This is a genomic window from Bacillus salacetis (genome assembly GCF_003581585.1).
GTDB classification, from domain to species: Bacteria; Bacillota; Bacilli; order Bacillales; family Bacillaceae_B; genus Rossellomorea; species Rossellomorea salacetis.
Genome location: NZ_QXIR01000036.1, coordinates 24,087 through 39,363, shown reverse-complemented (window position 1 = coordinate 39,363; position 15,277 = coordinate 24,087). Strand labels below are relative to the sequence as shown.

General features: G+C 44.4%; 10 protein-coding genes. All 10 read right to left on the bottom strand.

The window, feature by feature from the left end; all coding sequences use genetic code 11:
• Positions 1–103 precede the first annotated feature (103 nt).
• The 10 genes from D3H55_RS24530 to D3H55_RS19845 all read right to left on the bottom strand — a co-directional run bounded on the left by D3H55_RS24530 (position 104) and on the right by D3H55_RS19845 (position 15,264).
• Positions 104–439: a hypothetical protein gene (locus D3H55_RS24530; protein ID WP_168413182.1), complete on the bottom strand. Its 336-nt coding sequence runs from the start codon at positions 437–439 to the stop codon at positions 104–106.
• 251 nt (positions 440–690) lie between these two features.
• Positions 691–2,154, bottom strand: a complete 1,464-nt coding sequence (locus D3H55_RS19885; protein ID WP_119549054.1) for a glycoside hydrolase family 32 protein — start codon at positions 2,152–2,154, stop codon at positions 691–693.
• Between the two features lie 219 nt (positions 2,155–2,373).
• Positions 2,374–3,189: a carbohydrate ABC transporter permease gene (locus D3H55_RS19880; RefSeq protein ID WP_420808778.1), complete on the bottom strand. Its 816-nt coding sequence runs from the start codon at positions 3,187–3,189 to the stop codon at positions 2,374–2,376.
• Between the two features lie 25 nt (positions 3,190–3,214).
• Complete coding sequence (locus tag D3H55_RS19875; RefSeq protein ID WP_119549052.1) at positions 3,215–4,114, bottom strand: carbohydrate ABC transporter permease; 900 nt, start codon at positions 4,112–4,114, stop codon at positions 3,215–3,217.
• Positions 4,115–4,265: 151 nt separating this feature from the next.
• Positions 4,266–5,522, bottom strand: coding sequence for an ABC transporter substrate-binding protein (locus D3H55_RS19870; RefSeq protein WP_119549051.1), 1,257 nt, complete (start codon positions 5,520–5,522; stop codon positions 4,266–4,268).
• Between the two features lie 65 nt (positions 5,523–5,587).
• The gene (locus D3H55_RS19865) at positions 5,588–7,684 is read right to left on the bottom strand and encodes an amylo-alpha-1,6-glucosidase (RefSeq protein WP_119549050.1); all 2,097 of its coding nucleotides are present in this window, start codon (positions 7,682–7,684) and stop codon (positions 5,588–5,590) included.
• 166 nt (positions 7,685–7,850) lie between these two features.
• Positions 7,851–8,864, bottom strand: coding sequence for a LacI family DNA-binding transcriptional regulator (locus D3H55_RS19860; RefSeq protein WP_119549049.1), 1,014 nt, complete (start codon positions 8,862–8,864; stop codon positions 7,851–7,853).
• Positions 8,865–9,037: 173 nt separating this feature from the next.
• Positions 9,038–12,670 (bottom strand): glucosaminidase domain-containing protein, encoded by a 3,633-nt coding sequence (locus tag D3H55_RS19855; protein ID WP_119549048.1) that lies wholly within the window; start codon positions 12,668–12,670, stop codon positions 9,038–9,040.
• Positions 12,671–12,925: 255 nt separating this feature from the next.
• Positions 12,926–14,143: a M20 family metallopeptidase gene (locus D3H55_RS19850; protein WP_119549047.1), complete on the bottom strand. Its 1,218-nt coding sequence runs from the start codon at positions 14,141–14,143 to the stop codon at positions 12,926–12,928.
• Positions 14,144–14,436: 293 nt separating this feature from the next.
• Positions 14,437–15,264 carry a MetQ/NlpA family ABC transporter substrate-binding protein gene (locus tag D3H55_RS19845; protein WP_119549046.1) on the bottom strand — a complete coding sequence of 276 codons (828 nt, stop codon included), beginning with the start codon at positions 15,262–15,264 and terminating at the stop codon, positions 14,437–14,439.
• Positions 15,265–15,277: the final 13 nt, after the last annotated feature.

The following is a 15,277-nucleotide window of genomic DNA, read 5'->3' as shown; positions in this document are numbered from 1 at the left end:
CAAACTTGGTTTTTTTCTGTGATCTTTGTCCGAATACCGGGGGGATTCGGACTAACTTGGCTCCCTTTCCGGCATTTCTGTCCGAATACCGGGGGGATTCGGACTAACTCGGCTTCCTTTCCGGCATTTCTGTCCGAATACCGGGGGGATTCGGACTAACTCGGCTTCCTTCCCGGGATTTCTGTCCGAATACCGATGTGATTCGGACAAAATCAGCTTCCTTCCCGGGATTTCTGTCCGAATACCGATGTGATTCGGACTCACTTGGCTTCCTTCCCGGCATTTCTGTCCAAATACCGGGGGGATTCGGACTCACTCGGCTTCCTTTCCGGCATTTCTGTCCGAATACCGGGCTGATTCGGACTAACTTGGCTTCCTTCCCGGGATTTCTGTCCGAATACCGATGGGATTCGGACTCACTTGGCTTCCTTTCCGGCATTTCTGTCCGAATACCGGGCTGATTCGGACTAACTCGGCTTCCTTCCCGAGATTTCTGTCCGAATACCGGTGGGATTCGGACTAACTCGGCTTCCTTTCCGGCATTTCTGTCCGAATACCGCCACAATTCATACTAACTTGGCCCCGTTTCAAAGTTCCTGTCCAAATACCAGCAAACAAAAAAGAAGCGCCCAAATCCTTGCGATCTGGGCGCTTCTTTTTCGGTTTTACCTCTAAAAATTTCACTAATGTTTACAAATCCCACTTCTCCACTTCAAGCAATTCGATCGGTTTGTCACTGAAGAACCTGATGCCAGAAGAACTTTGGTCCGGATAGATCCTTGCTGTCATCACTTTTTCCCCTCCATTGATAAACACTTCAACTGAAGAGTGGTCGATGAAGATTTGAAGCTTCAAAACATTATCCTGTAACTCTGTTTCCGCTTTTCTCACTCCTCCGGGGCCCTCGCCTGCCAGACTGCGGTCAAGGACGATGCTTCTCTCCTCCTTAAGATAAAGCAGTTCTGTTTCCTGCTTGTGCCCAGCTCTCAGCTTCAAGCCGAATTGGCCGGCATCCTTCGCATCAATGGCCACTTTCAGTTCCACTGCACTCCCTTCAATCCCGGTCAGAGATGTTTCCCCTTCGACTTTTACATTCTGATAATATTTATGATTATGCCGCCTTTTCCCCAACTCCGGAACGGGCTTTGATTTCAATTTCCCGTTTTCCAACACAAGCTCCCTTGGAATGGTCATCGCCCCCGCAAAACCTTCTTCCTGTTCAGGCATATGGCTTTCCCACATATTCATCCAGGCAATCATGATTCTTCTGCCGGAAGGATCGAGCATTGTCTGCGGCGCGTAGAAGTCAAAGCCGTGATCCAGCACCTCAAATTCACCATGAGATAATGTACCTGTTTCATAATCAAGCTGGCCCGCTACATACCCGGCCTGGTGAAGGTTATGGTATCTGTTGCCCTCCGGCTTCATACCTTGCGGAGACATCATAAGGATGGTTTGTCCATTTAATTCAAAAAGGTCGGGGCACTCCCACATGTATCCAAAGTTTCCTTCCCCTTTTGCTGCCACATTGAGGAACTCCCACTGAATCATGTCTTTTGATTGGTATAAAAGAACCTGGCCGACATGGTCTTTGGTGCGTGAACCAAGCACACAGTAATACAGGTCATCTTTTTTCCATACCTTTGGGTCCCTGAAATGATATGGATGAATATCCCCCTCGGGAGCGGCGTCAATGACCGGATTCTCAGCAAGCTTTTCAAATGTGATTCCATCTTCACTGACAGCGAGCGCCTGGACTTGATAGAGGTCCTTGTCATGATCGGGCCCTGTCCACCTGTTGCCTGTATACATCAGGTAAAGCTTGCCTTCCTTTTCAATGGCACTGCCGGAAAAGCAACCACCCTGGTCATAATCTTCCCCCGGTGCCAAAGCTAATGGCGCTTCTTCCCAATTGGCCAGATCACTGCTTTTGAAATGGCCCCAATACATCGGCCCCCATTCTGTAGAGTAGGGGTGATGCTGATAGAACAGGTGGTATTCCCCCTTGTAGTAACTAAAACCATTCGGATCATTCATCCAATATGCCGGCGGAGCCGGATGATAAGCCGGTTTCCAATGACTTCCGCTCACCTTTTCCCGCATGGCATTTACTGATTCTGCTGCCTCTTTGATCTTTTTTTGATGAGTGTTCATAATCTTAACCCTCCTGTTCCCATAATAAGTTCTATTGAATCCTCCTTGAGGTTCTTTAAAACCTTTTATAGATGCCTCTTCTTAAACCACGTAATTTTATCAAACGCCATTTTCCCCTATGAAGAATTATCACGTTGACTGATTATCTCTATCATAAATAACCCTTTCCCTCTAAACAAGAATGCCCCCTACCGGAAATGGATAGGAGGCAGGGGATTTCTATTTCCCGCCTGTGAACGATACCCCTTTAATAAAGTATTTATTAAAGAAGGCATAGATTAACAGGACAGGTAACGTGAAGGCCATCGAGGCCGCCATGATATAGTTCCAGTAGCTGACATACTGGCCTTTGAACGTGTTAAGGCCGAGCGGCAGCGTATACATTTCTGTGTCCGTCATGATGATCAGCGGCCTCATGAAGTCGTTCCAGAAGCCCATGAAGACGAAGATTGCCTGAGCCGCCAAAGCCGGCTTAGCAAGGGGCAGAACGATTTTGAAGAAAATGCCGAGCCTGCTCAGTCCATCGATCTGCGCCGCTTCCTCCAGCTCCTTCGGGAAGTTGACGAAGAACTGGCGCATCATGAAGATGAATGTGGCATTGATCATGGCTGGAACGATCATCCCCTGGTAGGAGTTCAGCCAGCCAAGTTCTTTAAGAATCAGGTAGTTCGGTATCATTGTTACCTGCGCCGGAATCATAAGTACAGCAAGAATGATGATGAACAGGGCCTTCTTCCCAGGAAATGTTAAACGGGCAAGGGCATAGCCGGCCATCGAGTTAAAAATGATATTCAGGAACGTACCCGTACCGGCGATGATCAGACTGTTCAGCATCCAGCGGGGAAAGAGATCCTGTTCTATAAAAATTTGCTTATAGTTGTCGAGTGTGAAGTTCTTTGGCAAAAAGTTCAGGGTTCCGCTCACGATTTCTTCAAGTGTTTTGAAGGAAGAAGAGAGTGCCCAGAAAAACGGAATCAAGGTCGTGACCGCATACGCAACAAGGATGATATATAACAAGCGCTTGCTGAATGACATTTTTTTCGGTTTCATATGATCCTCCTTAATATAGCGATTCTTCTTTTGATAATTTACGCTGAAGCAGGGTTGCCACTAGAATGATAATCGCAAGAGCAAATGCCAGCGCTGCTGCATATCCCATTGTCCCCAATGTCTTGAATGCATATTGATAGATTAGTAGAACGACTGTCAGCGTCGAGTTATCAGGTCCCCCCGAACCCCCTGAGAAGATGTAAGATTGATCAAATAACTGGAAGGTACCGATAAGTCCCATAATCACGACGAATGAAGTGACCGGGCGCAGGAACGGGACCGTTACATAAAAGAATTTCTGGATTGCATTGGCCCCGTCAAGATCAGCAGCTTCATAAAGGGAATCCGGAATATCCTGGAGTGCTGCCAGATAGATGACCATGAAGAATGGTGCTGTTGCCCAGATGTTCATGATCATGATGGCATTTAAAGCTATATCCGGATCACCCAGGAAGTTGTATGTCGGCAGGCCGAGAAAATCCAGGGCATGGTTGATCAGGCCGTTTTTGTTATACATCCACATGAAAATCAGTGTTAATACCGCGGAAGACGTCAGGGTGGGAAGGAAATAGACGATACGGAAGAACTTCTCTCCTTTTAACCCCGCATTCAGAGTGGCTGCGAGTACAAGAGCCAGGAATGTCTGTACAGGAACTACAATGAGTACATATTTAGCTGTGTTTTTCAAGGCAATGATCGCCCTCTGGTCATCCAGGATCCTTGTGAAGTTTTCCCATGCCACAAAGTTCAAGGCCGTGCCTCCGAGCAGTTCTACTTTATGGAATGCGAGGAAGACAGCATATAGAATTGGACCGATGATGAATAGTGTAAGTACGAATATGGCTGGGGACATAAAGAAATATCCTTGTCCTGCTTCTCTCAGCGCTTTCTTGGAAGTTTTTCTGGTCATCTTATAACCCCCGATTGATTTAATGATTGGTATGTTTACATGAACTCTTTCTATCGAAGTCAGCTGAAAATCCAGGACTTCGACAGAAAGAATACAGTAAAAAAAGGAAGGGAAAGAAGAACTTATCGAAGTCCTTCTCTCCTTAAGAGAATTAATTGCTTTCTATTTCACTGTTGGCCTGTTCCTGTGCTTCTTTAAGGGCTTCATCCAGTGGACGGTCGCCAAGGAAGGCACTTACGAACTGGTTGTTGAAGTTGTTCACGATGATCGGCAAGTTTGTTCCTTCAGACCACACTGTCGCATAAGGAGCACCCGCTACAAGTGCGCTGCGCAGTTCATCCTGGTCGTAACCAAGTTTTTCAGCGACAGATTTACGAGTTGGAAGCGCAAATCCTTTAGATGTCCAAGTTTCCATACCTTCTTTCCCAGTCAGGTAAGAAAGCAGTTTCCAGGAAGCTTCTTTTTTCTCAGACGCCGCGTTCATCACATAGGCAACTGTGTAAGCCATTGTGCCTTTTTCGCCATTTATCGTTGGAACTTCTGCTGTGCCGTAATCCACACCTGGGAAGGTATCTTCCATGAATGGAATCGCCCAGTTTCCTTCAATGACCATTGCCGCTTTTTCCTGGCCGAACATTTCCGCTCCCCAAGTAGCTCCCACTTCAGAAGGCTGTGCCGATGTTTTGGCTTCGTTATGCTGATCGATGATCGGCTGAAGTGCATCCACTACTTCAGGAGAAGCGAAGTTGGCTTTATCGTCTTTCACGACTTTTCCGCCAAGTGATTGAGCGATATAGTAAAGGCGGGCAAGTTCAGGCGCTACACCAAATCCATAGACATCGCCATTTGTGAGCTTTTCAGATGCCGCTTGGAACTCTTCCCATGTCTTTGGAACTTCCACGCCTGCTTCCTCAAGCATTTTTTTGTTATAGAACAATGCCAATGTTGAGTAGTCCTTCGGGAATCCATAAGTCTTGCCATCCACTTGGAATGCTTCCAGCATTGGTTTTTCAAAATCCTCGACATCAAATTCCTCTGTTACGTATTCATCAAGGGGCTCCACTACACCTGTTTCAACCAATGCAGGTGCTTCAAAGGCATCAAGATAGAATACGTCAGGTCCCTCACCGCCAATAAGGCGTGTTTTGATGACATCCATATACTGCTCAGAAATAACTTCCAACTTAACATCTATATTCGGGTGTGACGCCTCGAAATCATCCAGTGTCTGCTCAAGGAGTTTTTGTTCAGAAGGATTTCCTCCCCAGCCGGCAAGTGTGACTTGGACCTTTTCCCCATCCCCTTCACCGCTGCTGCTATCGCCATTATCAGAGTTGCTGCATCCCCCAAGGACTGAACCAACCAGCATTGTTGTAATTCCTAAACCAGCCAACCATTTCTTCTTCATATTAAGACCCCTTCCATTTGTTTATAAAAATTATTTAAAGGAAAAATGCATCCTATAAACCAAGATCAACTTTGTTCAATTTCACAGCCAGAGGAATTTTCCAGAATCTCTGTTTGGATTTTGCCGCAGTCCCGTGTAACTTTAAGGGACAGGATACCTTCGCCAATCCTCATTGAATGGACAGTAAGTTCATTCATCCCATCCAGAAGGAAAGGATCGATGGTGATTTTCTTCTCTGTACTGTCCGGCACTATTCCTAACAGCCCTTGAATGAACACAAGCGGAGTTCCTGCTGCCCAGGCCTGAGGAGAACATGCCACAGGGTACTTGACGGCCTTGCCTATCTTATCTCCATATCCGCAGAACAGCTCGGGAAGCCTGTCATATTCGAAGTGGGCACCTGCGTCGATAAGCCCTTCAATCACTTTCTTGGCATGCTGCTGATATCCCAGCCTGCTCATTCCGAGCAAAATCATACTGTTATCATGCGGCCAGATACTGCCATCATGGTAACTCATCGGGTTATAGCCGGCTTCACCCTCTCCCATCGTCCGGATGCCGAACCCAGAGAACATCTTCTCGGATGTGAGCATATCACTGACTTTAAGGCTTCTTTCTTCGTTAAGCATCCCGGAGAAAAGTACATGTCCCGGGTTTGACGTGATCGTGCCTACCTGTTTCTTATCCTGGTCAAGCGCGATTGCGTAAAATTGCTGGTCATCCATCCAGAATTCCTTCTCAAACTTGGCTTTTAAGCTGTCAGCCTGCTTCGACAAATCCTCGGCCTGCTCTGTTTTGCCGAGCTTTTCATATATGGACGCAATTCCTTTCTTTGCCTGATAGACATATCCTTGAACTTCAGACAAGGCGATCGGTGTCTCAGCATAATCACCATTTCGGTGGACAATGGAATCACCGGAATCCTTCCATCCTTGGTTGGCGATGCCTTTCTCCGCCTCCTGGTGATACTCGACGAATAAGTCTCCATCCCTGTCGCCGTATTCATCGATCCATTGCAGCGCTCTCTTCACGTTCTCTTCTAATCTGTGGAATGTATCAAGGTCATTCGTCCATCTTACGTACTCTGTCAGAAGGACCAGAAACAGCGGTGTGGCATCGATGGTTCCGTAATATGGCGTGAAGGGGATCTGGCCCGTATTTGCCAGCTCGCCAGAGCGGATCTCGTGCATGATTTTCCCCGGCTGCTCATCCCGCCAAGGATCAACCTTTGTTCCTTGCAGGCTTGCCATAGTAAGGAGCGTTCCTTTTGCCACCTCTGGCTGGAAAGCGAGCATTTGCAGAGCGGCTATCAAACTATCGCGCCCGAATGGAACACCGAACCATGGAAGACCGGCAACCGGGAACCGTCCGTATCCGATATCAGTCAGCAGGACCCTTAAGTCATCGGTTCCTCTGTCCACAAGTCTTTGCAGCGGCAGATAATCTGTCTCGACAGAAGTCATGCTGTTTTCCCATTCCGTATAGGAAGCTTTTAGCTTTTCCAGAGCCTCATGCGCAGGAAGATGAACCTGATTTTTTTCCTCCCCTTCTTTGGGAGCAATCATGAACGTAATCGCCTTTGACTCCTCATGCCCCAGCGTTATGGAGAAGTGAACATCCCCCTCTTCCGATGCCCTGTCATGAGGTGTGTCCCACTTAACAGATGTTGTTCTTTTCACTTCATCTGCTCCTTCATACAGGAAGTCGAGCTGATTCTTGTTTATCTCCTGCCCCGTCCTTCGTCCGACCTTTCCCGTCTGGAAGCCCCTGACGATGAACATGTCTTTGAAATCAGCATCGAAGTGTGCACTTAGTTCAAATGAGACCGTCTTTGGGTAATAGTTTTTGGCTGTCACTGTTTCATAGAGAATGTCATCATATATAAATCTCGTTCTTTCTATTTCTACAGATTCACGCCATAGAATCAGGCTGCCTTCTTTTTCCTGGTGGGGATTGGTCATCAGGATTTTAGCCATATAATTCTCTGATCCATCCGAATGCAGCAGGATTGGTTCTTCTCCATTGATTTTCAAGTTGAATTTACTGAGATAGCGGGTATCATTCATGTACAGGCCGAGGCCGTAGGAATGGTTCTCCACTATATTTCCATTTTCATCTGTTAAGAAAAATAACTTATTTTCTTTTATGACACGATAGTTCATTGTTGAGACCTCCTGAATGGCTATCCAAAACGTTTCGGAAAAAAGGTAAAAATAGAAACCAATTTTCCGGAAGCGCTTACTTCAATTTCCGAAACGTTTCGGTTTTTGAGTGAAAGATGTTTATATCGAGTGATCAGCACAAGGACAAATATTTTGCCCTTGCGTTTTATTTGTTAGGAGCAGTACTGCCCCGTTTCTTCAATTCGGTTTGTAAAATAACCTGTTTCAGCTGGTCGCCTTTGCTCAAAAGGTTCAACAGCATTTGGGCTGCTTCAAAACCAAGCTGGAATTTGTTTTGCGCTACGGTGGTCAATGCCGGTGTTACATAGGAAGCCAGTAGAATATCATCATATCCGATGATGGAAAGATCTGACGGCACCTGCCTGCCCAGAGCATGGGCTGCCTTCATTGAGCCAATCGCCATAAGGTCACTGGCACAGAAAATCGCGGTGATTTCAGGATGTCTCGATAACAGGTCTTTCGTCGCTTCATTTGCTTCGTCTTCTTTAAAACTTCCATCTGCGACGTATCCGGGATTAAAAGAAATTCCCGCTTTTTCCAAGGCCCTCTTATACCCTTTCAAGCGCTTTTGGCTGACGAAAGCATACTCATGTCCATTTATCATTCCGATATTTCTATGTCCCAGTTCCAGCAGATGCTGTACAGCTTTATCTGCCCCCAGTTCATTATCGGTGGTCACATATCCGACGTTCTCTGAAGCGACTGGAATATCAATCAGCACACAGGGGATATCACTGTCGACAACCTCTTTGAGATAGGGGTCATCTGTCCGGATACCTTGTATGATCACTCCATCGACACGCCTTTCTTTGCAAAGCTGTGTATACGTTTTTTCCCGCTGCATGGAAGAATTGGTATTGAATAAGACTAAGTCGTAATTCATTTCGGATGCACATTCATTCACACCCGCCAACACTTCGACAGTGAAATTATCCTTAACACTCTCTTTAGTAAAGCCCGAAACCAGAAGTCCGATTGTTTGGGACTTATTCATCACCAAACTGCGGGCGAGCGTATTGGGACTGTAATTCAATTCTTTGGCAACGGCAGCGATTTTCTGCCTGGTCAGTTCTTTGACGTCCGAGTACCCGTTCAAAGCCCTTGAAACAGTGGTAACAGAGACCCCAGCCGCTTTTGCAATATCTTTGATAGTAGTCACTTAAGCTCCTCCAAAACGTTTCGGAAATTTCCTCTTGGTTGAATCTTATATCAAATTGAAAACGATTTCAATAGTATTATTTAACTATAAGAATTTTTTTGTTTTCTCCATGCTCATTTGGGTAAAGAAATTAAAAAGCACAACCATAATGGCTGTACTTTTTGTAGTATTTCTTATTTATACACAGGTATTTCTAAGTAAATTAAATACTGTTCGAGCTGGTAAACTTGATACATTATTTCAACTTGTTTATAAGCCCATCCAATATCAGTAGCATATTGATGTCCAGCCGCTCCTTTTGTAGCCATATACTCTGGGTTCCAACGCATCTCATATAACGTATTTTGTACAATTTTAGATGAGTTATTACCATATAAATAATTGTCACTAATATATGCTGCTCCTCCTACAATTGCATCATACGGAGTAAACCAGCCTTCTTCATAGGCTCTTTTCGCTCCACAAATTAGAGCGCAATCGTCGTATGCACCAATACCATACATATTATATACAATTTTATCGTTATACTTAACACCCTTTGCAAGAGTAGAAGTTCCATGGCCAGTTTCCAGCAAAGTATGGGAAATTAAATAGACTTCATTAATTCCGTATTTCTTACCGGCATCAATAAATGCCTTGCCTTGATTTACTAAGATTCCTTTGCCGCTAAGGAAAAGATTCAGTGTTTCTATAGATACATCACTTTGTTTTGTTAAATTCATGAATTGTAGTCGGCGCTTTTCGTCATTAACGAAATTAACAGGATTTAGGTACTCTTGTATATCAATAGCTTTTGCGTTCCGCCAGTTTCCAATATCCACGCTGTTCCATCCGTCAGCTTCTTCTCTCACCGTTAACAAAGTTCCCTTTTTCACCGTACCAAAGACATGGCTGGAAACAGTTTTATTAGAATAAATGACTAATTGATCAGCAGTTACTCTGCCAACTCTTGAATTTACACTTGCAAGAGTACTATGAACATAAAGTTCTTTACCATCATACTCAATCTTGTACCATTTCGTACTTCCTCCAAAGGTATCTCCTGTAACATTCTTATCTAAAATAAGAAATGCTGTGCCTTGCCCTACATTGGCTGCGATGTTTCCAGTTGTCTTTAAATCTGGAGAAGTTCTTAAATTCACACTAGTTCCAACGATTGAACCACCATCAAACATTTGTAAACCACTACCAAGTACATACGCTGGATCCATTCTATATTTATCTGTCTGTGCCGGTGCAGAAGATTTCATTTGCATGTACAGTGCATCATTTAAGGTTATATTATAGTTGCTATTTGTCTGAATTACCTTAGGTCTAATAAATGGATTCGTTGTAGAACCAGGTGCAGTTCCACCTTTTTTGACTAAAACAATTTCAATAGCTTCCAAACGCTTCGCGAGGGATTCAGTTCCAGCCGACTGGCCATTTTTTGCCCACCCTAACCAGCCATAAGTCTCTGCATGAACACGATAATAAATGTCATATTTTTCTGCCATATCTCCTGTTAAGTTGATTTGAATCGCTTCTATTCGTTTACCTTCCACATCGGTACCCGATAAAGCTCCATTAGTTACGGTATCTAACCAGCCATAGCTTTGCACATGTGTTGTATAAGAAACACTTCCAGAAAACGGTTCATTCTCTAAAGATATTTTAATGGCTTCCAAACGTCTCGCTTCGCCCAGTGTTCCTGACATTTCCCCATCTGAAACTGAGGTTAACCAACCCTTTCCTTGTACAAGAGTCATATAATTAACAGTTGGACCTGTCACTAGTGACTGGCTTCTAGAGCCCGGTGCATCTCCACCTTTTTCTACTAGTACCACTTGAATCGCTTCTACTCGCTTTGCAAGTCCCTCTGTACCAGCTGACTGGCCGTTCGCTGCCCAACCTAACCAGCCATAAGTCTCTGAGTGAGTACGATAATAAATATCATATTTTGCAGCCATTTCCCCTGTTAAGTTTATTTGAATCGCTTCTATTCGTTTACCTTCCCCATCAGTACCAGAAATAGCTCCGTTCATCACGCTATCTAACCAGCCATAACTTTGAACATGAGTTTTATACGTGATATCACCGGAATAGGGAGTGTTTTTCAACTCCACTTTAAAGGCTTCCAAGCGTCTTGCTTCTCCTAATGTTCCGGACGTTCCACCATTTGAGACCGAGGTTAACCAACCTTTCCCCTGGACATGAGACGAATAACTGACAACAGGCTTTATCACGAGAGGACGATTCGTAGAACCAGGTGCATCTCCGCCCTTTTCAACAAGCTTAATTTGAATCCCTACCAAACGTTCGGCAAGTCCCAAAGTCCCAGCGGATTGACCATTTTTTGTCCACCCCAACCAACCGTAGGATTCGGCGTGTACACGATAATATACATCGTAATGTTGTGCCATTTCTCCGGTTAAGTTAATTTGAATGGCTTCTAACCGCTTCGCTTCACCTAATGTACCCGATAGAACTCCGTTTTTCACATTATCTAACCAACCATATTTTTGCACATGAGCTTTGTAAATTATATCGCCGGAATAGGGAGTGTTCTTCAAAGAAATCTTAATGGCTTCCAAGCGGCTTGCTTCGTCAGCTGCTCCAGAAATGTCTCCATCTGAGACTGAAGTAACCCAACCTTCTCCTTGTACATGAGTCGAGTAATTAACTGATGGGTCAATTACTAGTGGTCGTTGAGTAGGACCCGGTGTATTTCCACCTTTTTTGACTAGCACAATTTCGATTCCCTCCAAACGTTTCGCGAGAGCTTCAGTTCCAGCTGACTGTCCATTTTTAGCCCAGTCCAACCAGCCATATGTCTCTGCATGAACGCGGTAATAAATATCATATTGTTTAGCCATCTCACCCGTTAAATTAATTCGGATAGCTTCTAATCGTTTTCTCTCCCCTTCAGTACCAGAAAGAGCACCATCCTTTACATTATTTAACCAACCGTAACTTTGGACATGGGTTGAATATGAAATACCTGAATTCGGGGCATTTTTCAATGATATTTTAATGCCTTCTAAACGTTTCGCTTCACCAGCTGTTCCAGACATTTCTCCATTGGACACCGCGGGCATCCAACCATATGTTTGGACGTGGGTTGAATACTCAACAGAAGGCAATGCAGCGGATTTGATTGTACTTTTTTCTGTTTCCACTTCAGATGATTGTAAACTAAGCGGTTTTTGGTCAGTTGAAGTAGGATTTACAACAACCGTTTCCTCGTTAGTTTTTTCTACAGGTGCATTTAAAGTGTTATATTCCTCTGCTGTAATTTCTACTTTTTGATTATCTTTATCTGTTGAAAAGTAAACTGATTCTTTTGGGGTAATCATAGTACCATATTCATCAACTGTTATTTTTTCTTCTAGTGATGTTCCATTCTCATTCTTTTCAATCACAGTTAAATGTTCTTCTAATTCAAGAGGTGTTACATTCTCTACACTGGATGTTTCTGAAACAATAATTCGATAGAAAAACTTTTCATCTATTACTTCCAGTACTTTTAACTCTTTACTAACCTCCAGAGTAATATCTTTTGCTTGATTGCTAGAGTATGAGATTACAGCCGAAACAGTAGATTTCCCCTCATCTAACCAACCAGTCAGGGACAACTTAACCTCTTCATTTATCGCTACTTCTTGTTCCTCTCCATTATAGTGAATAAGGTAATATGGAGATCCTTTGTCAGGAACGTCTGTGTTTAAATCCTCTTGAGCATAACTAATACTAACATTAGTAAGAAAGGGTATACTCATGACTAGTGCGGTGACAAATAATAAAAAAACTTTTCTCGCAATCTTCAAACCTCCGTTAAACCCCCTAAAATATGTTATATATTTCAATATATTAAATAGAATAACAAAATTTATATTGATTATATATAACTATTAAAAAAATTTAGCTATTTTGTCGAAGCGAAAAAAATCTTTTCGCTTCTAATTGCTTTTATATTAATAGAATCGACATAAATCCCTAAATGTTTATGCATAATTGATTAGAATTTTTTTCCATAAAAAGCAGAACCCCAGATGGATTCTGCTTTTTATGACTCTATTATTCTATTGTCCTTCCTGCTCAAGTTTTCTTTCCAAAAATTCTTCTTTGATGGCGGAGAGCAATTGGTGGTCTGTCAGCAATTGGAGTCCTGTCAAGGCAAGGGCTTTGGCTCCTTTAATCAATGCCTCATCTCCTTGAGGGGAGGCAGCCGCTTCTCTGAATGGAACAGTATGGGCGACCAGGTTATCCGATCCGATTTTTATATAGGGGTGGATCGTCGGGATCACCTGGCTGATGTTTCCTGCATCAGTTGATCCGAGTCCTTCTCTATCATTAAGATCAACCGTCTCACCGAATTCTTCGATGGCTTTTTTGAAGACCCCGTCAAAGGTTTTATTTAATAGAAGATTATCGACTTCATTCTGAAAAGCAATGACATTCAGCCTGGCCCCTGTTGCCAATGCTGCTCCTTCAGCCACGGCTTTTACCTTTTTCGTTACCTCATTTAGTGTTGCTCTTGTCCCTGCCCGGATGAAGAATCGTGCTTTTGCGTACTCGGGAATGATGTTTGGCGCGTCTCCTCCATGGGTGATGATGCCATGGATGCGGACATCTCTTGTCAGCTGCTGCCGTAAAGCATTGATACCGTTGAAGAGCTGGATGACAGCGTCCAGTGCGTTCACTCCTTCATGAGGGGAAGCTGCTGCATGGGCTGGGACACCCCGGTATTCAAAATCAAGCGGATCGACAGCGAGGGAAGTAGATGTCACTCTAGTTGAATTGGCGGGATGGACCATCAACGCAGCATCTATTCCTTTCAGCAGCCCATGCTTGACGAAGCTTCCTTTGGCGCTGCCATTCGGTCCGCCTTCTTCGGCAGGTGTGCCCAATACTACAACTTCACCGCCTGTAGTTTCAATGGCCTTGCTAAGTGCGATGGCAGCCGCGACGCTGGTTGTGCCGATGATGTTGTGCCCGCAGGCATGGCCCAGGCCGGGGAGGGCATCATACTCTGCCAAAAAGGCAACTGCCGGTCCCGGTGTTTTCGATTTCTTTCTTGCCAGGAAGGAAGTTTCATGACCGGCAACCGCTCTCTCTACCTGGAAGCCCTCTTCTTCTAAAATGCCGGAAAGAAGCTTCGATGCAAAATATTCTTCGTTTCCGATTTCCGGTTTTTCATGGATGCGGTGGCTTGTGGAGATATATTTCTCTCTTTGGCTTTCAACGTTTTCGATAATCACACTTTTTAAATGCGTATTGATTTCTGCTACTGAAGTCATTTTAATTCCTCCTGATTACTTTTTTGGGCAGGCAGCCGTCCTTGTGCCGTTATTCGACATGGAATGATTGTTATTCGACAAATACCGATCGATATCCGCCACAAACCAGCCAATATCCGGAACCATTCCGTTGACCAGCGATAGTGGTTATCGGCGATTTTTGATTTTTATCAGCGGTTTTCAACATTTATCGGCGATTCTGAGATTTTATCGGCGATTTTCATAATTTATCGGCGATTGCTGAGTTTTATCGGCGATTCGCTAAAATCACCCCCAGCTCCGCCCCTAACTTACTACTCTCCAATCTCACTGAGAGGAACAAACGTAGGGATTGTGCTTCCTTTGTATTCTTTTTCTATGAATTCTTTTACGTCGTCCTGCTGGTAAAGTTCAGCCAATTTCTGAAGTGTCTCATTATCTTTGTCTTCTGTACGTACCGCGATGATATTGATGTAAGGCGTTGCGGTTTCACTTTCATGGAAGATGGAATCCTCTGTCGGATTAAACCCGGCGTCAACGGCGATCCCGTTATTGATTATGGAAGCTGCCACGTCAGGCAGAACCCTCGGTGTCTGTCCCGCCACAACAGGTACGATTTCAAGATTTTTGGGATTGTCGACAATTTTATCCACTGAGCCGTTTCCGTCGAAATCTTCCGGGAGTGTGATCAGGCCGGCTTCCTGAAGCAGCAGCAATGCCCTGCCCATGTTCGTTGCTTCGTTCGGCACAGCGATTTTTCCGCCTTCCGGGATTTCATCTGCTGATTTGTATTTTTCAGAGTAGATTCCCATCGGAGCAATGACAGTTGTGGCGATTGGCGTCAAATCAAGGTCATGTTCTTTCTTGAATGCATTAAAGTAAGAGATTGTTTGGAATGCGTTGGCATCCAGTTCACCTTCTGCAAGGGCGATGTTCGGCTGGACGTAGTCAGAGAAACGGACGATTTCCACTTCGATGCCTTCTTTTTCAGCTTTGTCTGAAACATAATCCCAAATGCGGTTATCGGAGCCGCTTACCCCTACCTTCACTTTCGCTGTTTCCTCTCCGCTTGTTGAGTTTGAGCAGGCAGCCCCCGTGACTGCCAGCGCTGTAATTAGTCCTGCCAATAATAATTTTTTCATAGATGATTCCTCC